Below are 22,863 nucleotides of genomic sequence, written 5' to 3'. Positions count from 1 at the left end.
GGCCTGAAATGCGTGCAGGGCAAGGCCATCGTCAATTCGATCAGCCTGAAGGAAGGCGAGAAGCCCTTCCTGGAGCAGGCGCGCAAGATCCTGCGCTACGGCGCGGCAACCGTGGTCATGGCCTTCGACGAGCAGGGCCAGGCCGATACCGCCGACCGCAAGTACGAGATCTGCGAACGCGCCTATCGCCTGCTGACCGAGAAGGTCGGCTTCCCGCCGGAAGACATCATCTTCGATCCGAATATCTTCGCGGTCGCCACCGGCATCGAGGAGCATAACAACTACGCCGTCGAGTTCTTCGACGCGGCCCGGCGCATCCGCGACAATCTCCCGCATGCCCATGTCTCGGGCGGCGTGTCGAACGTCTCCTTCTCGTTCCGTGGCAACGAACCCGTGCGCGAGGCGATGCACGCGGTATTCCTCTATCACGGCATCCGCGCCGGCATGGATATGGGCATCGTCAATGCCGGCCAGCTGCCGGTCTATGAGGATATCGAGCCCGAACTGCGCGAGCGGGTGGAGGATGTGCTGCTCAACCGCCGCCCGGACGCGACCGAGCGTATGCTGGAGATCGCCGAGCGTTATCGCGGCAAGGGCAGGACGCAGGAAGCCGACCTCTCCTGGCGCGAAAAGCCGGTCCGCGAACGCCTGACCCATGCGCTGGTTCACGGCATCGCCGACTACATCGACCAGGATGTCGAAGAGGCGCGGCATCTGGTCAGCAAGCCGCTCGAGGTCATCGAAGGCCCGCTGATGGACGGCATGAACGTGGTCGGCGACCTGTTCGGCGCCGGCAAGATGTTCCTGCCGCAGGTCGTGAAGTCGGCGCGCGTGATGAAGAAGGCCGTCGCCTATCTGCTGCCCTTCATCGAGGCGGAGAAGAGCCAGGGACCGGCCCAGACCAACGGCAAGGTCCTGATGGCGACCGTGAAGGGCGATGTCCACGACATCGGCAAGAACATCGTGGGCGTCGTGCTCCAGTGCAACAATTACGAAGTGGTCGATCTCGGCGTCATGGTGCCGGCCGCCCGCATCCTGGAGGAGGCGAAGAAGATCGGCGCCGACATCATCGGCCTGTCCGGCCTGATCACGCCGAGCCTGGACGAGATGTGCTATGTCGCCAGCGAGATGCAGCGCGAGGGCTTCAAGCTGCCGCTGCTGATCGGCGGCGCCACCACCTCCAAGGTGCATACGGCAGTGAAGATCGCGCCCAACTACAATGGGCCGGTGGTCTATGTCACCGATGCCTCGCGCGCCGTCGGCATTGCCGGCAAGCTGGTCTCGCCCAACGAGGCGCCGGTCTTCGCCGCCGAGGTGGCCGAGGAATACGGCAGGATCCGCGAGATCCATTCGCGCGAGCGCAATACCGGCCCGCGCCAGACCATTGCCGATGCGCGCCGCAACAAGGTGAAGATCGACTGGAGCGGCTATGTGCCGCCGAAGCCGGCTTTCCTCGGCGTGAAGGTCTTCGAGGATTATCCCCTGTCCGAGCTGGTCGACCGCATCGACTGGTCGCCCTTCTTCCAGACCTGGGAGCTGCGCGGCAGGTATCCGGCCATTCTCGAGGACAATGTCGTTGGCGAGGCGGCCCGCAATCTGTTCCGCGACGCGCAGGCGATGCTGAAGCGCATCGTCGAGGAAAAGCCGATCCGCGCGTCTGCGGTGATCGGCTTCTGGCCGGCCGGCCAGACCGGTGATGACGACATCGCGGTCTATGCCGATGAGTCGCGCAGGGACGAGGTGGCCCGCCTGCACATGCTGCGGCAGCAGATGAAGCGCGACGGCGACCGCGCCAATTTCTGCCTCGCCGACTTTGTTGCGCCCCGGGACAGCGGCGTCGCCGATTATATCGGCGCCTTCGCCGTCACCGCCGGCATCGGGCTGGACGAGTGGATCGCCCGCGAATTCAAGGCGAAGCACGACGACTATTCCGCCATTCTCGCGCAGGCCCTGGCCGATCGATTGGCCGAGGCCTTTGCCGAACGCATGCATGAGCGCGTGCGCAAGGAATTCTGGGGCTATGCCGCGGACGAGAACCTGAGCAACGAGGAACTGATCGACGAGGCCTATCGCGGCATCCGCCCGGCGCCCGGCTATCCGGCCTGTCCCGATCATACCGAGAAGGCGACGCTGTTCCGGCTGCTGGATGCCCAGGCGAAGGCCGGCATCACGCTGACCGAACATTTCGCCATGTGGCCATCGGCGGCCGTCAGCGGCTGGTATTTCAGCCATCCCGAGGCGCGCTACTTCGGCGTCGGCCGCATCGAACGCGACCAGGTCGCCGACTATGCGAAGCGCAAGGGCATGCCGCTGGAGCAGATGGAACGCTGGCTGGCTTCCAACCTCGCCTACAATCCGGCGCAGGCCGAAGCCGCAGAGTGAGGGCCGTGCAGCTCGCCTTCCGCACCGCGACCGCTGCCGACCTGCCCGACATCGTCCGCCTGCTCGCCGATGACCATCTCGGTGCGACGCGCGAGCGCTACAGCGATCCGTTGCCGGAGAGCTACGGCAAGGCATTCGAAGCGCTGCGGCAGATCGGCAGCGAGGTGATCCTCGCTCTGGACGGGCAGGGGACGATCATCGGCTGCCTGCAGCTGATGATCCTTCCCGGACTCGGCCAGCAGGGCAGGTGGCGCGCGCAGATCGAGGCGGTGCGCATCGCCAGCCATCTGCGCGGACAGGGGCTCGGCGCGCAGCTGATCCGCCATGCCATCGACCGTGCCCGCGAACGAGGCTGCCGTTCCGTGCAGCTGACCTCCGACAACAGCCGCGAGGGCGCGCATCGCTTCTACGAACGGCTGGGCTTCAAGGCCAGCCATGTCGGCATGAAGCTCGCGCTGGAGTGACGCGATGTTACCGCCCGCCGCTGATGTCGATCAGCGCGGCGGTCATATAGGCGCAGGAATCCTCCAGCAGCCAGACGATGGCGGCAGCGACTTCCTCCGCCGTGCCGGCGCGGCCCATGGGCGTGAGCGCACCGAGCCGCTCGGCGCGATCCGGCTGGCCGCCGCTGGCGTGGATCTCGGTGTCGATCAGGCCGGGGCGCACGGCATTCACCCGGATGCCGTCCTTCGCCAGCTCGCGGGCAAGGCCGAGCGTCATCGCATCCATGGCGCCTTTCGAACCGGCATAGTCGACATATTCGCCGGGCGCACCGAGCCGCGGCGCCACCGAGGAGACGTTGACGATGCTGCCGCCCCTGCCGCCGCGCGAGGTCGCCATGCGCCGGGCCGCCTCGCGGGCGACGAGATAGGCGCCGAGCACATTGATGTCGAAAATGCGTTTCATGCGCTCGAAGGAGTAGTCGACGAAGGCCTGCTTCTCGCCGACGATGCCGGCGTTGTTCACCACGCCGTCCAGTTTCCCGAAGGCCTTTTCCGCCGCCTCGAACATGGCGATGACATCGGCTTCACGTGAAACGTCGCCCCGGATCGCGATCGCCCGGCCACCGGCCTTCTGCACGGCGTCGACGGTATCCTGTGCCGCCTTCTCGTTGCCGGCATAGTTGACGCCGACGGACCAGCCGCGTTCGCCGGCCATGATGGCGGTGGCGCGGCCGATGCCGCGGCTGCCGCCGGTAATCAGGATCGTCCTGCTCATGCCTTCCCCCTCTGCTGCTGCCGTTACCAGGGAATCTCCGCGCCATCGTAATTGAAGAAGCGGCCGGTATCGGCCGCGGTGGCCCGCGCGATCACCGAACGGATGCCCGAGGCGCTGACCTGCGGCGTGATGTCGGCACCCTGGCCGCCCATGTCCGTCTTCACCCAGCCGGGATGCAGCAGGATGCAGGTGATGCCGGTGGGCCTGAGATCGAGCGCCAGACTGTGCATGGCGGCATTGATGGCGGCCTTGGAGGCGCGATAGACGTAGGCGCCGCTGCCATCGGAGCCGATCGAGCCCATGCGGCTGGAGATCGTGGCGATCTTCGCAGCTTTCGCTTTCTTCAGCGCCGGCAGCATGGCGAGAGTCACTTTCATCGGCGCCACGGCATTGACCTGCAGCACCTTCAGGTAATCGTCGAAATCGGCGATGGTGAGCGGCGGATTGCGGATGCCGTAGATGCCGGCATTGTTGATCAGCAGGTCGATCGGGCGGTCCTTGTATGTCTCCGCGAGCCGGTCGACGGCGGCATAATCGGTCACATCCAGAGCCTCGACCGTTACCCTGCTTCCCAGCGCCTTCAGTTCGTCGGCCTTGTCGGGCTGGCGGGCGCAGGCGATCACGTCCCAGCCATCGGCGGCATACTGCCGGGTCAGCTCGAGACCGATGCCACGGTTGGCGCCGGTGATCAACAGGGTCGGCATGGAGATGTCCTTTCCTGTTTCACGTGAAACACGTCACGCCGGCTGCCGCATCATGCGGCGATAGACCGGCTCCAGCAGCCCGGGCAGCATATACATCGGCAGCTGCCCCATGGCGAAGAATACCACCATATCGAAGACGGCCCGGTCGGCCAGCGCGACCATCACCAGGCCCATGTTGCAATTGCCTGCCAGCACGCCCAGCGTGATCGCCGCCGGGATGTTGAGCCGGAAGACGCCACGGCCGACGACATAGCCGACGGCCTGCAGCGCGACATTGATGACGAAGGCCGATGCGGTGGCGAGGATCACGTAGCCCGGCTGCGCCAGCAGCTTGGCGGTGACGCCATCCATGATCGCGATGGCGAACAGCACCAGGGCGATCACCGACCCGCCGTCGAGCAGGCGCTGGTTCTGCTGCAGCCAGCCGGGCGGCAGGCGCCAGCGCGCCAGCGCCGCGGCGCCGAAAGCGAAGCCGACCATCAGGGCGAGGCGGCCCATGAATTCCACCAGCGACATCTGCACCTCGATGTCGAGCAGCAGCAGCGCCAGCGGCGGCAGGGTGAAGGGCACCAGGGCGGTGGCCAGCACCATGACGATGACGGCCAGCGCCGCGTCCAGTCCGAGGATCAGTGCGATGGCCACCGTGCCGGTGATCGGCGGCGCGGCGGCCATCAGCACAATGGCTTCCATCAGCGGTCGCGGCAGGCCGACGGGCTGCAGCACGGCGAAGACCAGCAGCGGACAGGCCAGCAGCAGGAAGGCCACGGCGATGGCGATCAGGAACGGCCGGCGCGTGTAGGCGTGGAAGGCGCTCCAGTCGAGCCGCATCAGCGCCAGGGTCAGCGGCAGCAGCAGGAAAACCACCAGCCCGGGACGGAGCAGTGTGGCCAGCGGCGGAATCAGCAGTCCGACGAGCACGCCGCCGAACAGGAACTTGGTGGCATAGCGCCCGACAAAATCGACGAGGCGGATGATCATGGCCGGCGGTGGGATGGCAGCCCGGCGGGCGGCAGGAGGTGTTTCACGTGAAACATTCAGGGAACGGGCCTTCGCGGACTTCGGGAGACTGAGGAGTTTTCGTTGTTCTTCCGCAGCATAGCCTTGGTGGATCGGTCCGGGCGAGGAGTATTTGACAGCAATTGATAAAACATTTAAATATCTGTTTAAATGTTTAAGCTCGGAAAACTGAAGGACCATCACGTCGAGCAGCTGGCAGACATGTTCCGCCTGCTCGGCGACCCGACGCGGCTGCGGCTGATGGCGGTTCTGTGCAACAGTCCGGCCGCCGCCAGCGTCGCCGCCGCGATGGCGGGCATCTCGCCGCAGCTGGCCAGCCATCACCTGCGCCTGCTGCGCGCCGCCCGGCTGGTCCGCGCCGAACGGCGGGGACGGGAAATCCATTATGCGGTCGCCGACGAGCATGTCCGGCACATGCTGGCCGACATGGCCGAGCATGTGACCGAGCCGCATCATCACCAGCACGCGCCGGCCGGAGAGGCCGAAGAAGAGAAGGTCTGATCATGGGTGCATCCTGCCATCACCACGGTCATGCCCACGGGCATGATCACCACATGCCCGCGGCAACCGGCCGGGCGGCAAAGCTGGTGCTGTGGATCGCGCTGGTGCTGAATGCCGGCATGTTCATCGTGGAACTGGGGGCAGGATTTGCCGCCGGCTCCACCTCGCTGCTGGCGGATTCGGTGGATTTCCTCGGCGATGCCGCCAATTACGGCATCGCGCTGGTGGTGCTGCCGCTGGGGCTGGCCTGGCGCGCCCGCGCCGCCCTGCTGAAGGGCGTCAGCATGGGGCTGTTCGGCCTCTGGGTGGCCGCGATGACGATCCGGCATGTGCTGGCCGGCACCGTTCCCGAGCCGCTGACCATGGGCGCGGTGGGTATCGCCGCGCTGGCGGTCAACCTGGTGGTCGCGGTGATGCTCTACCGGTTCCGCGGCGGCGACAGCAACATGCGCGCGGTCTGGATCTGCAGCCGCAACGACGCGCTGGGCAACCTTGCCGTGATGGCGGCCGCCAGCGGCGTCTTCGCCACCGGCACCCCCTGGCCGGACATCGCCGTGGCGGCCCTGATGGCGACGCTGGCGATCTGGGGCTCGGTCCAGGTGATCCGCCAGGCGGGCGGCGAGCTGCGGCATTCCGCCCCGTACGCGGCCCATGGCGGACGACCGGTCTGAGACGGAGGCTTGAAATTCTGGCGGATCCGTCTAAGTAGCGGAGAACGTCCGGGCCCCTCTGGTTGTCATCGGCGCTTCTGAAGCGGGGATGGCAGCGATGTCGGACGGCTGGTCACCCGCCACCCGTTCCTCGACCTGGAGACATCATGGACCTCTCGATCTTCCTGCAGCCCGCGGCGCTCGCAACGCTGGCCGGTCTCGTCGCGCTTGAACTCGTCCTCGCCGTCGACAACCTGATCTTCATCACCATTGTCACCAACCGCCTGCCGCCCGAGCGGCAGCCGCTGGCGCGCCGGCTCGGCCTGTCCCTGGCGGTTATCACCCGCATCCTGCTGCTGGTTTCCGCCGCCTGGCTGATCACCCTGACCAAGCCGCTGTTCACGGTCTTCGGGTTCGAGCTGTCGGGCCGCGATCTCGTGCTGCTGGCGGGCGGCCTGTTCCTGATCTGGAAGGCGACGACGGAGATCCACCACCGTGTCGTGCCTCATGACGACCCCGACGAAGCGGACATGGCGGCCAAGCCGCGGCATCCGGCATTCTGGAACGTGATCAGCCAGATCCTGATCCTCGACGTGGTGTTCTCGCTCGACAGCGTGATCACGGCGATCGGTCTGACCGAGCATCTGGAGATCATGATCGCCGCGGTTCTGCTGTCGGTAGTGATCATGATCATCGCCGCCGAGCCGCTGGCGCGCTTCGTCAACCGCAATCCCAACGTGGTGATGCTGGCCCTGTCCTTCCTGGTCATGATCGGCATGACGCTGGTGGGCGAGAGCGTCGACATCCACATGCCCAAGGCGGTGGTCTACGGCGCCATGGCCTTCTCGGTGATCGTTGAAGGCCTGAACATGGCCGCGCGGCGCGCCAACAGGCGTTCGGCCTTCGCCAGCATCCGCCGGCAGCGGACCGGCGCCTGACAATGTCACGCTGAATGTCCGGCGGCAGCGCCGATTTGTCCTGCGCTGCCGCCTTTCCGCCCCAATCGGTCCCCAGATTCCCGCCGGAGCCGATCCAGCGTTGATCCAGTAATGACCGCAACCCAGTCCGACCTGCCGTCCTCCAGTTCCAGTATCGCCCGCGACCTGCTGCGCCTGAGCGCGAAGGGCCGCCGGGAGGCGGTATCGGTGCAGGAGGCGGCGCAGATTTTCGCCGACCGCTCGGCGCCGCTGCTGCTCGTGTTTCTCGGCCTGATCGGCATCGTGCCGTCGCCCGGCCTCCCGGTCGGCGCGCTGCTCGGCCTGGTCGTGATCTGCGTTGCCGTCAGCATGCTGGTGCGGCCGGACCGGCTGCTGATTCCGGATTTCATCGGCCGGCGCAGGCTGCCGCCGCGGACGCTGCGGCGGGTGATGCGGCATGCCGTGCCCTGCGTGCGGCGGCTGGAACGCTGGTTCCGGCCGCGTCTCACCTGGGCGGTGACCGGTGCCGGCATGGTCGTGGCGGTGCTCGGCATTGCCGTGCAGGCGATCGGCCTCGCGCTGCCGCTGCCCTTCGGCAACACGCCGTTTGCGCTCGGCATCGTGCTGACATCGCTCGGCCTTCTCACCCGCGACGGGCTCGGCGCGCTGGCCGGCCATCTGGTGGGCGGGGCCGCGGCGGCGCTCTTCATCTCGCTCGGCTTCGGCGCGGCGAAGGCCGGCGCGGCGCTCACCGGCTTCCTTCCCCTGTAGGTCCGGCATGACACTGGCAGTGGTGATCAATGCGGCATCCGGCACGGCGCAGCGCCATGGCCCCGATCAGCTGAAGGATCTGGTCGGCCGCATCGCGCGCGAGACGCGCGGTGAATCCGTCGACGTCCGCGTCGTTCCGCCGAAGCAGCTTCTCCCAGCCCTGCGCCAGGCAGCGCAGGACCATGACGAGGTCTGGGTCGGCGGCGGCGACGGCACGCTCCGCTCCGCGGCCGAGCTGATGGTGAAACGCCGGGGAACGCTGGGCGTTCTGCCGCTCGGCACCATGAACCTGCTGGCCCGCGACCTGAACATTCCGCTCGAGATCGAGAATGCCGTGCGTGCGCTGGGCAATGCCGAGGTGGCGCCGATCGATGTCGGCCGCATCAACGACGGCATCTTCCTCAACAAGTCGGCGCTGGGGCTCTATCCCGAGATGATCGTCGACCGCGAGCGGCGCCGGCGGCTGTTCGGCATCACCAAATGGCCGGCAATGATGAAGGCGGCCTGGCGGGCAGTGCGCCGGCACCGCCTGATGGAAATCGCCATCGAGCATCACGGCGAACGGCGCGAGATCGTGTCGCCGGCGCTGGTCGTCGCGGTGGGCGCCTATGAATTCCACACGGGCCGGCTGTTCACCCGCAGCGACCTGCAGAGCGGCGAACTCACGCTCTATGTCAGCCACGAAAAGACGGCTTTGGGCTCCGCCGGTCAGCTTGCCAAGCTTTTCCTCGGCACGCTCGACACCGATCCGGAGCTGGAGACGATCCGCGCCGAGCGTATCGTCATCGACTTCCGCCGGCCCAAGCCGGTCGCCAATGACGGCGAGGTGGAAATGCTCTCCGGCCCGATCCGTTACGCCGTCGGCCGGCAGGCGCTGAAGGTGCGCATGCCGGCCGAGACCGAGGCGAAGACTTGACCGATATTTCCTGTCATGCGCGGGCCTGACCCGCGCATGACATTTCACGCGACCGGTCGCGCCCGTTCCGCGATGGCGCGGAAGTCCACGCCGCCGGGCAGCGTGCCGAAGGCATGGCCCCAGTCGCCGTCCAGCCGCGAGGCGCAGAAGGCATCGGCAACGGCGGCCGGCGAATGCTGCACCAGAAGGGCGGCCTGCAGCACCGTCATCATCTTCTCCACCACGCGGCGGGCGCGCTGCTCGATGCCGGCGAGATCGGTGAACTCGTCCTGCAGCGAGGCGACGGCGGCGTCCAGCCTGCGGTCGTTGCCGCGCACCGGCGCCAGCTCGGCGAAGAAGACGTCCAGCGCGTCTGGGCTCTTCTGCAGCGCGCGCAGCACGTCGAGGCACATCACGTTGCCTGAGCCTTCCCAGATCGAGTTGAGCGGAATCTCCTTGTAGAGCATGCCCATCGGGCCTTCATCGACATAGCCGTTGCCGCCATGCACTTCCATGGCCTCCACCACGGCATTGGGCGCGCGCTTGCAGACCCAGTATTTCACCGCCGGGGTGCACAGGCGGCGGAAGGCAGCCTCCTGCGCGTCGCTGTCGCTGCGGTCGAAGGCGCGGGCCAGCCGCAGCGCCAGCATGGTGGCGGCTTCCGATTCCAGCGCGAGATCGGCCACCACGTTGGTCATCAGCGGCTGGTCGATCAGGTGGCGCTGGAAGGCGCGGCGGTGGAAGACGTGATGCACCGCCTGGCTGACGGCGCCGCGCAGCAGGCCGGCCGAGCCCAGCGCGCAGTCGAGGCGCGTATAGGTGCCCATCTCGATGATGGTCGGCACGCCGCGTCCCTCGTCACCGAGCAGCCAGCCCCAGGCGCCGTGGAATTCCACTTCGGAGCTTGCATTCGACTTGTTGCCGACCTTGTCCTTCAGGCGCTGGATGCGCACCGGGTTGGGTGAGCCGTCGGGTCGCCAGCGCGGGACGAAGAAGCAGCTCAGGCCGCCGGGCGCCTGCGCCAGCACCAGATGCGCGTCGCATTGCGGCGCGGAGAAGAACCACTTGTGGCCGGTGATGATGTATTCACGGCCGCTGGACGACGCGATCGGCTCGGCGCGGGTGGTATTGGAGCGCACGTCCGAGCCGCCCTGCTTCTCGGTCATGCCCATGCCGATCAGCGCGCCGGTCTTCTGTCCGATCGGCTTGTTGGCCGGATCGTAGTCGCGCGAATAGATCTTCGGCAGCCAGTCCTTCGCGATCGTCTCGTCGCGCTTCAGCGGCGGCACCGAGCCATAGGTCATGGTGGTCGGGCACTGGCTGCCCGGCTCGATCTGGGCATGCATGACATAGGCCGCCGCGCGCGCCACATGGGCGCCGGGCTTCGGCTCGGCCCAGGGTGTGGAATGCAGGCCCTCGCCGATGATCAGCCGCATGATGTTGTGCCAGGCGGGATGGAACTCGACCTCATCGCGGCGATGGCCGAAGCGGTCGAACAGCTTGAGCTGCGGCGGAAACCTGTGCGCCAGCCGGCCCTGTTCGATGGTTTCGGCGCTGCCGAGCCTGGCGCCGTAGGCCGTCAGGCGGTCCTTCGCCCAGCCGGCGCCGTTCACCTCGGCCGCCTGCATCAGCGCGCGATCGGTGGTGAAGAGGTTGTAGTCCTCCAGGGCCGGCGGCTGGTTCAGCGCTTCGGAAGGATCGAAGGCGGTCTGCAGGTTCTGGTGCGCGGTCATGGCGTTTCTCCTGTCATTTCTTCGGTGTCGGGCCGAGGGCATGGGTGCAGAACCGCGCCAGCCCGGCGATCAGTTTTTCCTGGTCGGTCTTTCCGGCCTGCGGCGCGAGCGGGCCGATCAGCGCCTCGTTCAGCGCGCCGACGATGGCCGAAGCGGTCAGCACCGCATCCTGCTCCGGTATTTCGCCGGCCCTGATGCCGTCCGCGATGATGCCGGCGAAGATGTCGCGGTAGGGAACACGGTAGCGCAGGCGTTCGGCTTCGATCAGCGGATCGACCGGTTCGGCCAGCAGGGCATAGGCCAGCCGGCCGCCCTTCAGCGCGCGGCGGGCGAAAACATCCACCACGCGCACGAGCCGCTCGCGCGCCGATCCCGGACTGCGGGCGGCCTCGGCACAGACATCGATCTCGCGCTGCGAGGCGACCCGGAAGACCTCGTCGAACAGGTCCGCCTTGGACGGGAAGTAGCGATAGAGCGCACCTGTCGAGAGGCCGGCCTCGGCGGCGATGGCGGGAATGCCGGCGCCGCCATAGCCGTGACGCGCCACCAGCGTCAGCGCTGCGGCGACGATGCGATCGCGCGTCTCGTTCAGGCGCGCCACGACGGATTCGGTGCGACGATAGGCCATTCGGCTGCTCCTCAGGCAAGAAGTGAAACAGAGTTCACTTCTTTATGCAAGGGCGGCGCGGGAAGGTGGGCGCCCCGGAACGCATTCGGGAAGAATGCAGCGCCAATCCGCGAAAAATTGACAAGGATCAACGCATTGCCAACGCGGATCGGCTATAATTCTCAATCACATCTTTCCTGGGTCCGACATGCAACTCGTCTTCCTCTACGGCAAACCCGCCACCGGCAAGCTCACCGTCGCGCGGGAACTCGCCGCGCTCACCGGCTACAAGCTGTTCCAGAACCAGCTGGCGGTGAATCTCCTGCTGCCGGTCTTCGATTTCGGCAGCACGCCTTTCGTGGAACTGCGCGAGGAGATCTGGCTCGCCGTCTTCCGCCGCGCCGCCAAGGAGCGGCTGCCCGGACTGGTCTTCACCTTCGCCCCGGAAACCACGGTGCGCCCCAGCTTCGTCGAGGAGACGATCGACATTGTCGCCACGGCGGGCAGCCGCGTCCGCTTCGTGGAACTGACCTGTTCGCGGGAGGAGCTTCTGCAGCGCATCGACGCCAAGTCGCGCCGCCAGAGCGGCAAGCTGGCCTCGCGGCTGGAATTCGAAAGGCTGGATGCGGCCGGCGTGTTCGCCACCTCGCATATGCCGAAGGCGGAAGTCACCATCGATACCGGGCCGCTGAAGCCGGAAGAGGCGGCCGAGAAGATCCGCAAGGAACTGCGCCTGCCGCGCGCCAGGACCTGACACCGGAAAGAAAACGGCGGCGGATTGCTCCGCCGCCGCAATTTTCCTGAAGAGCAGGCGGACTGTTACTCCGCCGCCTGCTTCGCCTCGACCGCCTTGCCGAAGCCGCCGCCCGATGGTGTCGAGATCACGAAGACGTCGCCAGGCTGCATCGCGACCGAGCAGCGACCCTCCAGCATGATCTTCTCGCCGGTGGCGGCGCGCTCGACCCACTGCCGGCCGGTTTCGCCGTTCTCGCCGCCTTCCAGGCCGAAGGGCGGCACCTTGCGGTGCGACGACAGCAGGGTGGCCGTCATCGGCTCGAGGAAACGCATGCGGCGGATCGTGCCGTCGCCGCCCCTGTGCCGGCCCTTGCCGCCCGAGCCGCGCCGGATGCGGAAGCTCTCCAGCAGCACGGGGAAGCGGAATTCCAGCACCTCGGGGTCGGTGAGGCGCGCATTGGTCATATGCGTGTGCACGGCATCGCAGCCGTTGAAATCGGCGCCGGCGCCGCTGCCGCCGCAGATCGTCTCGTAATACTGGTACTGGTCGTTGCCGAAGGTGAAGTTGTTCATCGTGCCCTGGGCCGCCGCCATGACACCCAGCGCGCCGAAGATCGTGTCGGTGATGCACTGGCTGGTCTCGACATTGCCGGCCACGGTGGCGGCCGGATAGACCGGGTCGAGCATCGAGCCCTCGGGGATGATGATCTCCAGCGGCTTGAGGCAGCCGCCGTTCAGCGGGATGTCGCTGTCGACCAGGCAGCGGAAGGCGTAGAGCACGGCGGCGACGCAGACCGCCTTGGGCGCGTTGTAGTTGGTCGGATGCTGGCCCGAGGTGCCGGTGAAGTCGATCTTCGCCGTGCGGTCCTTGTGGTTGACCGTCACCTTGACCCTGATCTCGAAGCCGTCATCCATCGGATAGGTGAACTCGCCGTCCTTGAGGCGGCTGATCACCCGGCGCACGGATTCCTCCGCATTGTCCTGGACGTGGCGCATATAGGCGCGAACGACGTCGAGGCCGAACTGGTCAACCATCTTGCGCAGCTCCTGCGCACCCTTCTCGCAGGAGGCGATCTGCGCCTTGAGGTCGGCGATGTTCTGATGCGGATTGCGCGAAGGATACTTGCCGCTCTTCAGGATCTCGATCATCTCGGCTTCGAGGAAGCGGCCGCCATCGACCAGCAGCACGTTGTCGAGCAGCACGCCCTCGTCCTCGACAGTCTTGGAGTCCGGCGGCATCGAGCCCGGCGTGGTGCCGCCGATATCGGCATGGTGGCCGCGGCTGCCGAGATAGAACAGCACCTCCTTGCCTGCCTTGTCGAAGACCGGCGTGATCACCGTGACGTCGGGCAGGTGGGTGCCGCCGGCATAGGGCGCGTTCAGCACATAGACGTCGCCCGGCTTCATCTGGCCGGCGCGCTTGCGCATCACGGTCTTGATCGATTCCGACATCGAGCCGAGATGCACCGGCATGTGCGGCGCGTTGGCGATCAGCTCGCCCTCAAGATCGAAGATGGCGCAGGAGAAGTCCAGCCGCTCCTTGATGTTCACCGAATAGGCGGTCTTTTCCAGCACGGAACCCATCTGCTCGGCGATCGACATGAAGAGATTGTTGAAGATCTCCAGCATCACCGGATCGACCTCGGTGCCGATGGCCTTGCGGGCGGGCAGGGCCTCGACGCGCTTGAGCACCAGGTCGCGGCGCTCGGTCAGGCGCGCCTGCCAGCCCGACTCGATGGCGATGGTGCTGGTGGGCTCGATGACGATGGCGGGGCCCCTGATGGTCTCGCCCGGGCGCAGCGCGGCGCGGTCATAGACCGGCGTGTCGCGCCAGGCGCCCGCCATGTAGGCCCTGCGCTGCGCCAGCACCGGGATGTCGGCCTGCGGCCGGGGATCGGTGATCTGCTCGACGATGTCCGGTGCGCGCTCGCCCTGGCCGACGACCTCGACCGCCACCGCGCCGGCGATCAGCTGCTTTTCCGGGCTGATGAAGCCGAAACGCTGGCGATGCGCCGCTTCGAAGGCGGCCTTGATCTCGGGCAGGCTGCCGAATTCGACCTCGAGGCTGGAATCCGAGCCGCCATAGCGCACATGCAGCTTGCGGATCACGGTGATGCGCGATTCCGGCACGCCCTGATGCAGCATGTCGCCGCGCGATCCCTCGGCCAGCGCGTCGAGCTCGCGGGTCAGCACAGCCATCGCCGCCTCATCCAGCGGCATCTCGACCGACTTCTCCTTCAGCACGCGCTGGTCGGCCAGGCCCATGCCGTAGGCCGACAGCACGCCGGCGAGCGGATGCAGCAGCACCTCGGTCATGCCGAGCGCATCGGCGACAAGGCAGGCATGCTGGCCACCGGCGCCGCCGAAGCTGGAGAGCACGTATTTCGTCACGTCATAGCCGCGCGCCACCGAGATCTTCTTGATCGCGTTGGCCATGTTCTCGACGGCGATGGCGAGGAAGCCCTCGGCCATTTCCTCGATGGTACGGGTATCGCCGGTCTCGGCTTTCACGCGCGCCTGCAGTTCGGTGAATTTCTGCCGCACGATCTCGGCGTCCAGCGGCTGGTCGCCGTTGGGGCCGAAGACGGCGGGGAAGAAGTCGGGCTGCAGCTTGCCGAGCAGCACGTTGCAGTCGGTCACCGCCAGCGGACCGCCGCGGCGATAGCAGGCCGGGCCGGGATTGGCGCCGGCGGAATCCGGGCCGACGCGGTAGCGCGCGCCGTCGAAATGCAGGATCGAGCCGCCGCCGGCCGCCACGGTGTTGATCATCATCATCGGGGCGCGCATGCGCACGCCGGCCACCATGGTCTCGAAGGCGCGCTCGTATTCGCCGGCATAATGGCTGACGTCGGTGGAGGTGCCGCCCATGTCGAAGCCGATCACCTTCCCGAACCCGGCGCGGGTCGAGGTCTCCACCAGGCCGACCACGCCGCCGGCCGGGCCGGACAGGATGCTGTCCTTGCCATGGAAGAAATTCGCGTCCGCCAGGCCGCCGTTGGACTGCATGAACATGAGCCGCAATGCCGTGTTCGCAACATCGAGCTCGCTGCCGACCTGGTCGACATAGCGGCGCAGGATCGGCGAGACATAGGCGTCCACCACGGTGGTATCGCCGCGGCTGACGAACTTGATCAGCGGCGAGACCTGGTGGCTGGCCGAGACCTGGGTGAAGCCGATCTTCTTCGCCAGTTCCGCCACCTTCGCCTCATGCTCGGTGTAGCGGTAGCCATGCATGAACAGGATGGCGACGGACCGGATGCCATCGTCATAGGCGGCCTTCAGGACCCTTTCCGCGGCCTGAAGATCCAGCGGCGTCTCGATCGTGCCGTCATTGCGGACGCGTTCGGGGATTTCCTCGACCCGCTCGTAGAGCATTTCGGGCAGCTGGATATGCAGGGCGAAGAGGTTGGGGCGGGTCTGGTAGCCGATGCGCAGCTGGTCGGCGAAGCCTTCCGAGACCACCAGCAGGACGCGGTCGCCCTTGCGCTCGAGCAGTGCGTTGGTGGCGACCGTTGTGCCCATTTTCACGGCAGCGATCTGCCCCTTGGGCAGCGGATCGCCGGCCTTCAGGCCGAGCAGGTCACGGATTCCCTGGACGGCGGCGTCGCGGTAGCGCTCGGGATTTTCCGACAACAGCTTGTGGGTGACGATCGTCCCGTCCGGCTTGCGGCCGACGATGTCGGTAAAGGTGCCGCCGCGGTCGATCCAGAATTCCCACTGCCCGGTCATCTACTCAAATCCTCCTTTGAATCGGATCGCCCTGTATAGGACAGGTCCGCCACCGCCTTGCAGTCTTGCATAGCCCCGTTGCATTCAGCGCATACCCGGAGCGGAATGAACCGTAGCCCCGGGCACGGTCCTTTTGCTAGGGTCCCGGCGATGAAGCCCCCCCATATTGCCCTGCTGCTGCTGATCTGCACGATCTGGGGCTATAATTTTGTCGCGTCCAAGATCGCGGTCGGCCAGTTTCCGCCGGTCTTCTTCACCGGCATGCGCTTCCTCGGCCTCGGGCTGCTCATGGTGCCCTGGCTGAAATGGCAGAAGGGGCAGATGCATCTCGTCCTGCCGGCCGCCCTGCTGATGGGCACCCTCCATTTCGCCTTGATGTTTAACGGTATCGCGCTGGCCGACGACGTGTCGGTCGTGGCCGTGGTCGTGCAGCTCGGCGTGCCGATCTCGACCTTGCTGGCCTGGGTCCTGCTGGGCGAGAAGGTGCGCTGGAAACGCGGCCTCGGCATCGTCTTGGCCTTCGTCGGCACCATGGTGATCAGTTTCGACCCGAAGGTTTTCGGCTATATGGGCGCCATCCTGTACTGCCTCGGCAGCGTCTTCGCCATGTCCTACGGCCAGATCCTGGTGCGCCGCATCTCCGGCGTGGACACCTTCACCATGCAGGCCTGGGTCGGCGCCATCAGCGGGCCGAGCCTGCTGCTGCTGTCCTTCATCTTCGAGGGCGGGCAGATGCAGAGCATGGTCGAGGCGGAGTGGGTGCACTGGTTCATGCTGGCTTATGCCATTCTCGGCGTCTCCCTGATCGGCCATGGCGGCGCCTATTATCTGCTGCGCCGCTATCCGGTCAGCATCGTCAATCCCGGCTTCACCCTGGCGCCGATCCTGGGCATCGTCTCCGGCATCCTGTTCCTGGACGAGAACCTCAGCGCCCGCGTGCTGATCGGAGCCGCCCTGACGCTGGTTGGCGTTCTGATCGTGACGCTGCGCGAAGCCAAGGCAGTGGAAGTCCGCGCGACCTCTCCCGACGAGGCCGCGCTCAAGGCCCCGGCACCGAGCCGGGGGGCAGGTGAGTGATGCTGCGCTATGTTGATACACCATCGCCCAATTTCGACGACCGCAACACGCGCCGGCCGGTCGACATGGTCGTGCTGCACTATACCGGGATGCCGAGTGCGGAAGCCGCGCTCAAGCGGCTGACCGATCCGGCCTCCAAGGTCAGCGCCCATTACACCGTCGACGAGGACGGCACGGTCTATCGCCTGGTGCCGGAGGACAAGCGGGCCTGGCATGCCGGCGTCGGCTTCTGGCGCGGCATCCGCGACGTCAATGCGCGTTCGATCGGAATCGAGCTGGTCAATCCAGGCCATGAATTCGGCTACCGCGCCTTCCCGGCACAGCAGATCGATGCGTTGATCGCGCTGCTGCAGGACATCGCCGGACGGTACGAGATTATGCCGGGCAACTATGTCGGCCATTCCGACATCGCGCCGCAGCGCAAGGAAGATCCGGGCGAACTGTTTCCCTGGCACCGGCTGGCGGAGCATGGTTTCGGCCGCTGGCCGACCGCCGACTTCACCGTATCGCCCCATGCGCCGGTGCTGTTGCCGGGCGACCGCAGCGGCGCCGTGCTGGAGCTGCAGGTGGCGCTGGACAAGATCGGCTACGGCATCGAGGGCACCAGCCTGTATGACGGCCAGACCGAGGCGGTGATCCGCGCCTTCCAGCGGCACTGGCGGCAGGCGAAGGTGGATGGCGTCAGCGATGCCGAAACCACCAGCCTGGTGCACCACATCGCCGGGCAGGTTACCGTGCGGCGGGCCTGCAAGGACAAGGATTAAGCCCATCCTGCATTGACGGCGCCGGTCGCCGGGCTTACCTCTGCGGCGTGCCAGACGGCCGGACGGCCGCGGCGCTGCCAGCAATGGCGGTGTCGAGGAAAGTCCGGGCTCCACGGAAACACGGTGCCGGGTAACGCCCGGCGGGGGCGACCCCAGGGAAAGTGCCACAGAGAGCAGACCGCCATCACGCGCCGATCTTCGGGTTGGCGCCTGATGGCAAGGGTGAAAGGGTGCGGTAAGAGCGCACCGCGCGGCCGGTAACGGCAGCGGCACGGCAAACCCCACCGGGAGCAAGACCAAATAGGGATGGCCGCAGGCGCAAGCCTGCAGGGCGGTTTTCGGCCCGCCATCCGGGTCGGTCGCGCGAGGTGTCCGGTAACGGGCATCCCAGAGGAATGGCCGTCCAGCTCACGCAAGTGGGTGGACAGAACCCGGCTTACAGGCCGTCTGGCACCTTATTCCCTGCAGCCGTTCAGCGGCTGACGCGCAGGATGAAGGCATCCGGGATCTGCGGCGGGCATTCGATGAAGGCCGGCTCGAAGATCGCCGAGAATCCCTGTTTCGCGCGGGTATCCAGACACCATTTCCTGCCCTGCGCATCCCGCAGCGACAGCCCGCCGGACTTGATGTCCCAGAGCTGTGGCAGCTGCGCGAGCATCTCGCTGTTCAGGGCGCAGCCGGAGACCACCAGGGTCTGGCTGCGCGGCTCCATGGCCAGGCAATAGCCGGGATTGGCGGCGAAGAAGATCTGGTAGCCGCTCTGCAGCGGCCGGCTGACGAAAAAGCCCTGGGTCTGGTTCTCGATGCTGAACTCGCAGGGCGAGAGCAGCACCGACGGGCGCAGGCGCCGCACATCGTTATTGACCAGCTGGGTGGTGAAGCACTGGTTGTTGGCCGTGCTGGCGACGATGGCGAACCGCTTCAGCGGAGGCACGTCACGGGGCAGCAGCTCGGTACCCACCCGGGCCTGGGCGGAGGTGGCCGTTAACCATACTGCAAGCAGGCTGAGGATAAGTCTGTTCATAGCCCCGTATCGATCACACGGAACGGTCAACGCTCCCCCGAACCGGTGGATAACCGTCCTCCGATGCCGGGTGTACTGGCCCGGCCGGACAGGCGCAAGAGAACATTGTAGAACAAAAAGAGGTTTTCTGCGGTAACATAAATTTCTCGTAAGTGCCCGTTTTTGCTGGGCAGAATCACCTTTCGGAAGCGTTAATTCCATTGACGCCCATAATACCCCATGTTATCCCATCTTATCCCAGTTCGGAGGCTCGTCGGGAGCGTCCCTGGGAGGAAAGCACGGGGCGGCTGGGGTGGAATTCTTCCTCTCAACCTTTCGAAACCGCATCGACGCGAAGGGACGGGTCTCCGTTCCGGCGCCGTATCGCGCGTTGCTGTCCCGCAGGGATTCCGAGAGCGGCCTGATCCTCGGACCGGATATCAGCGCGCCTGCTCTGGTGGCCGGCGGCCGCGACTATCTCGACGGCGTCAACCGCCGCATCGACGAACTGCCCGACCTGCATCCTGAACGGGAAATGCTGATCGACGGCCTGCTGCCCTTCCTCAGCGAGCTGAGCCTCGACCAGGAAGGCCGCATCCAGCTCGGCGCGCAGTTCCTCGAACATGCCGGCCTGTCGGCGCCGGGCGAGGCGGTCTTCGTCGGCCGCCGTCACAGTTTCCAGATCTGGGAGCCGAAGGCGTGGGAGGCGCGCGCCGCCGAGGCCCGCGCCAAGGCTGCCGCATACCTGCGCGGCGAGGGGCGGTCGTGAGCGCCGCGACCGTCAGCCGGCGCGGTCACGAAAAAGCCGCAAGGACGGCGCATCTCTCGACTCCGCATCTCTCCGTTCTCCGAACGGAAGTGGTTTCAGCGTTGAGTCCCGCGGCGGGCGAGTTGTTTGTGGACGGCACCTTCGGTGCCGGGGGTTACAGTATGGCGTTGTTGGAGGCAGCCGATTGCCAGGTGATCGGCATCGATCGCGATCCCGGCGTGCGCAGCCATGCCGAGCGTATCGCGGCGGCCTATCCGCAGCGCTTCCGCCTGCTCGAGGGCCGTTTCGGCGACATGGTCGCGCTGCTGGCCGGCATCGGCATCGAGGCCGTGGACGGCGTTGCCCTCGATATCGGCGTCTCCTCCATGCAGCTCGATCAGGCCGAGCGCGGCTTCTCCTTCCAGCAGGATGGTCCACTGGACATGCGCATGGGCGGGCAGGGCGAAACCGCCGCCGACATCGTGAACAATCGCGACGAAGCCGAGCTGGCCGACATCATCTATCTCTACGGCGAGGAGCGCCGCGCCCGCGCCGTGGCCCGCGCCATCGTCGCCGCGCGCAGGGAAAAGCCGATTACCCGCACCCGCGAACTCGCCGAGATCGTTGCCCGCGTGGTGCGCGGCACGCCGGGCGTGCATCCGGCAACGCGCACCTTTCAGGCGCTGCGGATCGTGGTGAATGACGAACTGGGCGAACTGAAACGCGGCCTGGCTGCGGCCGAGAAGCTGCTCAAGCCGGAAGGCCGGCTGGCGGTGGTTTCCTTCCATTCGCTGGAAGACCGCGTGGTGAAGCGGTTTCTCGATCGCCGCAGCGGCAAGCAGGCGGGCGGTTCGCGCCATCTGCCGGCGGTTGAGGCCGGACAGCGCGCACCGTCCTTCGTGCTTCTGCATAAGGGTGCGATCACCGCGGGCGAGGCGGAAACCGCCGCCAATCCGCGCGCCCGTTCCGCCAAGCTGCGGGCGGCGAAGCGCACCGCCGCGCCGGTCTGGCCCGATGACGATCTGCGGGAGGCAGCATGAGCCGCGGCCTCTCCATCCTCGCCCTGATCCTGCTCGCGGTCGTGTCCTTCGGGCTCTACCAGCTGTCCTATGAGGTGCAGCGCCTCGAGGATGAGCTCATCGAACTCAATCGCGCGCTGAGCCAGGAACGCGAGACCATCGGCGTGCTGCAGGCCGAATGGAGCTATCTGACCCGGCCGGAATATCTGCAGGACAAGGCCGAGCGCCTGCTGCAGATGCGCCCGACCACGGCGAAGGACATTGCCACCATCGAGGCGCTGCCCTGGCGCCAGGATCGCGGCCAGACCGATCCCGACGCGCTGCCGCCCGCAAAGACCGCGCCGGTGCCGGCCCTGCCGCCGCTGGCGGCCGCGCCGACGAAACCCGCGGTGCCGGTTGCACGAATTGCCGCCAGGCCGGCGCCGGAAGCGCCCGCCGGCGCGCCGGTTCGTGTCGCGGCCCATCCGGTGGCGCCGGCCATGGATTTCGATTCCGAGGTCGCTGCCGTGCTGGGCGCGATGCAGCGCGCGGGCGAGACGCGGAGGGCGCAATGATCGGCCTGTTCCCCCGCAAGTCGAAACCGCAGCCGGTGCAGAAGGTGCGGCCGCCCTGCACGCCCGCCGATATTCCGGGCAGCCCGGCGACCCTGCGCCTCGATGGTGCCGCCAAACAGGCGCTCGACATGAGCCGCGGCCGCCTTGTGATCGGCATCGGCCTGTTCTCGCTGGCCTTCCTGGTGCTGGCCGGCCGGCTGGTCGAACTGACGGTGATCCGCGGTGCACTGGAGCCGGTGGTGGCGCGCGGCATCAATCCGGAGCTGATCGCCCAGACTGCGCTGATGGAACGCCAGCCGATCGTCGACCGCAACGGCGACATCCTGGCGACCAACCTCAACACCGCCTCGCTCTACGCCGACCCGCGCAAGGTGCTGAATGCCCGCGAGGCGGCCGTGCGGCTGGCGCAGACGCTGCCGGAACTCTCTGCCGGCGAGGTGCAGGCCAAGCTGTCCTCGGGCAAGAGCTTCGTCTGGCTCAAGCGCGGCATGAGCCCGCGCGAGCAGTACGAGGTGAACCGGCTCGGCATCCCCGGCCTCTATTTCCACAACGAACAGCGCCGCGTGTATCCGCAGGGTTCGCTTGCCGTCCATGTTCTCGGCTACACCGACATCGACGGCAAGGGCATCTCGGGCGTCGAGCAGTATTTCGACGAGCAGCTGCGCGATCCCTCGCGTACCGGCGACCCGCTGCAGCTGAGCATCGACATCCGCGTGCAGCATGCGGTGCGCGACGAGGTCGCCCGGACGGTGGAGACATTCAACGCCATCGGCGGCGGCGCCATCGTGCTGGACATCCATACCGGCGAAGTCATTGCGATGGTCAGCCTGCCGGACTTCGATCCGGCCGATCCGGGCAGCGCCAGCAAGGAGGCCCGTTTCAACCGCATCACGCTCGGTGTCTACGAGATGGGCTCGACCATGAAGACGCTGAACACGGCGATGGCGCTGGATTACGGCACCGTCAAGCTGAGCAGCGGTTACGACGCCACGCATCCGATCCAGATCTCGCGTTTCCAGATCCGCGACGACCATCCGAAGAAGCGCTGGCTCAGCGTGCCGGAAATCTACATGTATTCGTCGAATATCGGCTCGGCCAAGATGGCCGTCGATGTCGGGCCGGAGCGCCAGCGCGAGTTCATGGCGCGGCTCGGCATGCTGACCAAGCCGACGATCGAGCTTCCTGAAGTCGGCGCACCGCTGGTGCCGCGGCAGTGGAAGACCATCGAGACGATGACGATTTCCTACGGCCACGGGCTCTCCACCACGCCGCTGCAGCTCGCCACCGCGACCGCCGCCATCATCAATGGCGGCGTGCTGCATCCGCCGACGCTGATCAAGCGCCCGCCCGGGCTTCCGGCGCCCGGCCGCCAGGTGATCCGCCGCGAGGTCAGCGACATCATGCGCAAGCTGATGCTGCTGGTGGTGGAAGAGGGGACCGGCAAGAAGGCCGATGTCGAAGGCTATCTCGTCGGCGGCAAGACGGGCTCCTCGGAAAAGGTCAACGAGCGCGGCGGGTATAACCGGAAAGCCAACTTCAACACCTTCGTTGCCGGCTTCCCGATGCATAACCCGCGCTACATCGTGCAGGTGATGATCGACGAGCCGAAGGGCAACAAGAGCACCTACGGCTTCGCCACCGCCGGCTGGACCGCGGCGCCCGCCGTGGGCCGGATCATCTCCCGCATCGCGCCGATGCTGGGCGTGCCGCCGGTCGACGAGAATTCGCCGGCGATCCGCCAGGCGATGTATGTGCCGATTCCCGGACGGCCGGCGCCGGATTTTTCGGCCAGCCGGCCCGCCGCCATGCCGGCTGCCGCGGCAGCCCCCAGGACGCAGG

General features: G+C 66.8%; 21 protein-coding genes and 1 other RNA gene. 15 read left to right on the top strand and 7 right to left on the bottom strand.

Annotated elements, in window-relative coordinates; all coding sequences use genetic code 11:
• On the top strand, positions 1–2,382 hold a 2,382-nt coding region (gene metH, locus VKZ87_RS14625), incomplete at its 5' end, for a methionine synthase (protein WP_324222001.1).
• Positions 2,379–2,846 (top strand): GNAT family N-acetyltransferase, encoded by a 468-nt coding sequence (locus VKZ87_RS14620; RefSeq protein ID WP_324222000.1) that lies wholly within the window; start codon positions 2,379–2,381, stop codon positions 2,844–2,846. The genes metH and VKZ87_RS14620, both read left to right, overlap by 4 nt.
• Before the next feature lie 7 nt (positions 2,847–2,853).
• Here the strand turns inward: VKZ87_RS14620 and VKZ87_RS14615 are convergent, their stop codons facing one another.
• The 3 genes from VKZ87_RS14615 to VKZ87_RS14605 are packed head-to-tail and all read right to left on the bottom strand — an operon-like array spanning position 2,854 to position 5,282.
• The gene (locus VKZ87_RS14615) at positions 2,854–3,600 is read right to left on the bottom strand and encodes an SDR family oxidoreductase (RefSeq protein ID WP_324221999.1); all 747 of its coding nucleotides are present in this window, start codon (positions 3,598–3,600) and stop codon (positions 2,854–2,856) included.
• Between the two features lie 23 nt (positions 3,601–3,623).
• Positions 3,624–4,304: an SDR family oxidoreductase gene (locus VKZ87_RS14610; protein ID WP_324221998.1), complete on the bottom strand. Its 681-nt coding sequence runs from the start codon at positions 4,302–4,304 to the stop codon at positions 3,624–3,626.
• 33 nt (positions 4,305–4,337) lie between these two features.
• Entirely contained in the window at positions 4,338–5,282 is a 945-nt protein-coding gene (locus VKZ87_RS14605; RefSeq protein WP_324221997.1) for a hypothetical protein, read from the bottom strand.
• 189 nt (positions 5,283–5,471) lie between these two features.
• Between VKZ87_RS14605 and VKZ87_RS14600 the strand changes: the two genes are divergently transcribed.
• The 5 genes from VKZ87_RS14600 (at position 5,472) to VKZ87_RS14580 (ending at position 9,076) form a co-directional block, all read left to right on the top strand.
• Positions 5,472–5,822, top strand: coding sequence for a metalloregulator ArsR/SmtB family transcription factor (locus VKZ87_RS14600; protein ID WP_324221996.1), 351 nt, complete (start codon positions 5,472–5,474; stop codon positions 5,820–5,822).
• Between the two features lie 53 nt (positions 5,823–5,875).
• The gene (locus VKZ87_RS14595) at positions 5,876–6,493 is read left to right on the top strand and encodes a cation transporter (protein WP_324221995.1); all 618 of its coding nucleotides are present in this window, start codon (positions 5,876–5,878) and stop codon (positions 6,491–6,493) included.
• Between the two features lie 146 nt (positions 6,494–6,639).
• Complete coding sequence (locus VKZ87_RS14590) at positions 6,640–7,410, top strand: TerC family protein (protein ID WP_324221994.1); 771 nt, start codon at positions 6,640–6,642, stop codon at positions 7,408–7,410.
• A gap of 111 nt (positions 7,411–7,521) precedes the next feature.
• On the top strand, positions 7,522–8,160 hold the full coding sequence (locus VKZ87_RS14585; RefSeq protein WP_324221993.1) for an exopolysaccharide biosynthesis protein: 639 nt from the start codon (positions 7,522–7,524) through the stop codon (positions 8,158–8,160).
• A gap of 7 nt (positions 8,161–8,167) precedes the next feature.
• Entirely contained in the window at positions 8,168–9,076 is a 909-nt protein-coding gene (locus tag VKZ87_RS14580) for a diacylglycerol/lipid kinase family protein (RefSeq protein ID WP_324221992.1), read from the top strand.
• A gap of 44 nt (positions 9,077–9,120) precedes the next feature.
• Here the strand turns inward: VKZ87_RS14580 and VKZ87_RS14575 are convergent, their stop codons facing one another.
• Both VKZ87_RS14575 and VKZ87_RS14570 read right to left on the bottom strand, forming a co-directional pair.
• Positions 9,121–10,788: an isovaleryl-CoA dehydrogenase gene (locus VKZ87_RS14575; protein ID WP_324221991.1), complete on the bottom strand. Its 1,668-nt coding sequence runs from the start codon at positions 10,786–10,788 to the stop codon at positions 9,121–9,123.
• A 13-nt stretch (positions 10,789–10,801) separates the two neighbouring features.
• The gene (locus VKZ87_RS14570) at positions 10,802–11,416 is read right to left on the bottom strand and encodes a TetR/AcrR family transcriptional regulator (RefSeq protein WP_324221990.1); all 615 of its coding nucleotides are present in this window, start codon (positions 11,414–11,416) and stop codon (positions 10,802–10,804) included.
• Positions 11,417–11,603: 187 nt separating this feature from the next.
• On the opposite strand from VKZ87_RS14570, the gene VKZ87_RS14565 reads away from it, so the two are divergent.
• On the top strand, positions 11,604–12,149 hold the full coding sequence (locus VKZ87_RS14565; RefSeq protein WP_324221989.1) for an AAA family ATPase: 546 nt from the start codon (positions 11,604–11,606) through the stop codon (positions 12,147–12,149).
• Between the two features lie 65 nt (positions 12,150–12,214).
• Here VKZ87_RS14565 and VKZ87_RS14560 read toward each other — a convergent pair whose 3' ends face one another.
• The gene (locus VKZ87_RS14560; RefSeq protein WP_324221988.1) at positions 12,215–15,859 is read right to left on the bottom strand and encodes a hydantoinase B/oxoprolinase family protein; all 3,645 of its coding nucleotides are present in this window, start codon (positions 15,857–15,859) and stop codon (positions 12,215–12,217) included.
• Between the two features lie 150 nt (positions 15,860–16,009).
• On the opposite strand from VKZ87_RS14560, the gene VKZ87_RS14555 reads away from it, so the two are divergent.
• From VKZ87_RS14555 to rnpB, 3 genes are all read left to right on the top strand, one after another.
• Positions 16,010–16,936, top strand: coding sequence for a DMT family transporter (locus VKZ87_RS14555; protein ID WP_324221987.1), 927 nt, complete (start codon positions 16,010–16,012; stop codon positions 16,934–16,936).
• Positions 16,936–17,700, top strand: a complete 765-nt coding sequence (locus VKZ87_RS14550; RefSeq protein ID WP_324221986.1) for an N-acetylmuramoyl-L-alanine amidase — start codon at positions 16,936–16,938, stop codon at positions 17,698–17,700. The genes VKZ87_RS14555 and VKZ87_RS14550 overlap by 1 nt, the downstream gene beginning before the upstream one ends.
• 50 nt (positions 17,701–17,750) lie before the next feature.
• An RNA gene (gene rnpB / locus VKZ87_RS14545) (RNase P RNA component class A) lies at positions 17,751–18,155 on the top strand.
• A gap of 17 nt (positions 18,156–18,172) precedes the next feature.
• Here rnpB and VKZ87_RS14540 read toward each other — a convergent pair.
• The gene (locus tag VKZ87_RS14540) at positions 18,173–18,724 is read right to left on the bottom strand and encodes a hypothetical protein (protein WP_324221985.1); all 552 of its coding nucleotides are present in this window, start codon (positions 18,722–18,724) and stop codon (positions 18,173–18,175) included.
• A 292-nt stretch (positions 18,725–19,016) separates the two neighbouring features.
• Between VKZ87_RS14540 and VKZ87_RS14535 the strand changes: the two genes are divergently transcribed.
• The 4 genes from VKZ87_RS14535 to VKZ87_RS14520 all read left to right on the top strand — a co-directional run.
• Positions 19,017–19,472, top strand: a complete 456-nt coding sequence (locus tag VKZ87_RS14535) for a hypothetical protein (RefSeq protein ID WP_324221984.1) — start codon at positions 19,017–19,019, stop codon at positions 19,470–19,472.
• Positions 19,469–20,491: a 16S rRNA (cytosine(1402)-N(4))-methyltransferase RsmH gene (rsmH, locus tag VKZ87_RS14530; protein ID WP_324221983.1), complete on the top strand. Its 1,023-nt coding sequence runs from the start codon at positions 19,469–19,471 to the stop codon at positions 20,489–20,491. Before VKZ87_RS14535 ends, rsmH begins: the two co-directional genes overlap by 4 nt.
• Positions 20,488–21,024 (top strand): cell division protein FtsL, encoded by a 537-nt coding sequence (gene ftsL, locus VKZ87_RS14525; RefSeq protein WP_324221982.1) that lies wholly within the window; start codon positions 20,488–20,490, stop codon positions 21,022–21,024. Before rsmH ends, ftsL begins: the two co-directional genes overlap by 4 nt.
• On the top strand, positions 21,021–22,863 hold a 1,843-nt coding region (locus tag VKZ87_RS14520; protein ID WP_324221981.1), incomplete at its 3' end, for a penicillin-binding protein 2. The genes ftsL and VKZ87_RS14520, both read left to right, overlap by 4 nt.

Source organism: Ferrovibrio sp. (genome assembly GCF_035304305.1).
Taxonomy (GTDB): domain Bacteria; phylum Pseudomonadota; class Alphaproteobacteria; order Ferrovibrionales; family Ferrovibrionaceae; genus Ferrovibrio.
The sequence above is the reverse complement of the archived record's forward strand: the minus strand, read 5'-3'. Positions and strand labels throughout refer to the sequence as shown.

Excerpts from the sequence above, each read along its gene's own strand:
- VKZ87_RS14560 (WP_324221988.1), bottom strand. The coding sequence starts at position 15,859 with ATGACCGGGCAGTGGGAATTCTGGATCGACCGCGGCGGCACCTTTACC.
- VKZ87_RS14555 (WP_324221987.1), top strand. The coding sequence starts at position 16,010 with ATGAAGCCCCCCCATATTGCCCTGCTGCTGCTGATCTGCACGATCTGG.
- ftsL (WP_324221982.1), top strand. The coding sequence starts at position 20,488 with ATGAGCCGCGGCCTCTCCATCCTCGCCCTGATCCTGCTCGCGGTCGTG.
- VKZ87_RS14580 (WP_324221992.1), top strand. The coding sequence starts at position 8,168 with ATGACACTGGCAGTGGTGATCAATGCGGCATCCGGCACGGCGCAGCGC.
- VKZ87_RS14565 (WP_324221989.1), top strand. The coding sequence starts at position 11,604 with ATGCAACTCGTCTTCCTCTACGGCAAACCCGCCACCGGCAAGCTCACC.
- VKZ87_RS14615 (WP_324221999.1), bottom strand. The coding sequence starts at position 3,600 with ATGAGCAGGACGATCCTGATTACCGGCGGCAGCCGCGGCATCGGCCGC.
- VKZ87_RS14605 (WP_324221997.1), bottom strand. The coding sequence starts at position 5,282 with ATGATCATCCGCCTCGTCGATTTTGTCGGGCGCTATGCCACCAAGTTC.
- VKZ87_RS14550 (WP_324221986.1), top strand. The coding sequence starts at position 16,936 with ATGCTGCGCTATGTTGATACACCATCGCCCAATTTCGACGACCGCAAC.
- VKZ87_RS14610 (WP_324221998.1), bottom strand. The coding sequence starts at position 4,304 with ATGCCGACCCTGTTGATCACCGGCGCCAACCGTGGCATCGGTCTCGAG.
- VKZ87_RS14570 (WP_324221990.1), bottom strand. The coding sequence starts at position 11,416 with ATGGCCTATCGTCGCACCGAATCCGTCGTGGCGCGCCTGAACGAGACG.
- VKZ87_RS14540 (WP_324221985.1), bottom strand. The coding sequence starts at position 18,724 with ATGAACAGACTTATCCTCAGCCTGCTTGCAGTATGGTTAACGGCCACC.
- VKZ87_RS14585 (WP_324221993.1), top strand. The coding sequence starts at position 7,522 with ATGACCGCAACCCAGTCCGACCTGCCGTCCTCCAGTTCCAGTATCGCC.
- VKZ87_RS14575 (WP_324221991.1), bottom strand. The coding sequence starts at position 10,788 with ATGACCGCGCACCAGAACCTGCAGACCGCCTTCGATCCTTCCGAAGCG.
- VKZ87_RS14590 (WP_324221994.1), top strand. The coding sequence starts at position 6,640 with ATGGACCTCTCGATCTTCCTGCAGCCCGCGGCGCTCGCAACGCTGGCC.
- VKZ87_RS14595 (WP_324221995.1), top strand. The coding sequence starts at position 5,876 with ATGCCCGCGGCAACCGGCCGGGCGGCAAAGCTGGTGCTGTGGATCGCG.
- VKZ87_RS14600 (WP_324221996.1), top strand. The coding sequence starts at position 5,472 with ATGTTTAAGCTCGGAAAACTGAAGGACCATCACGTCGAGCAGCTGGCA.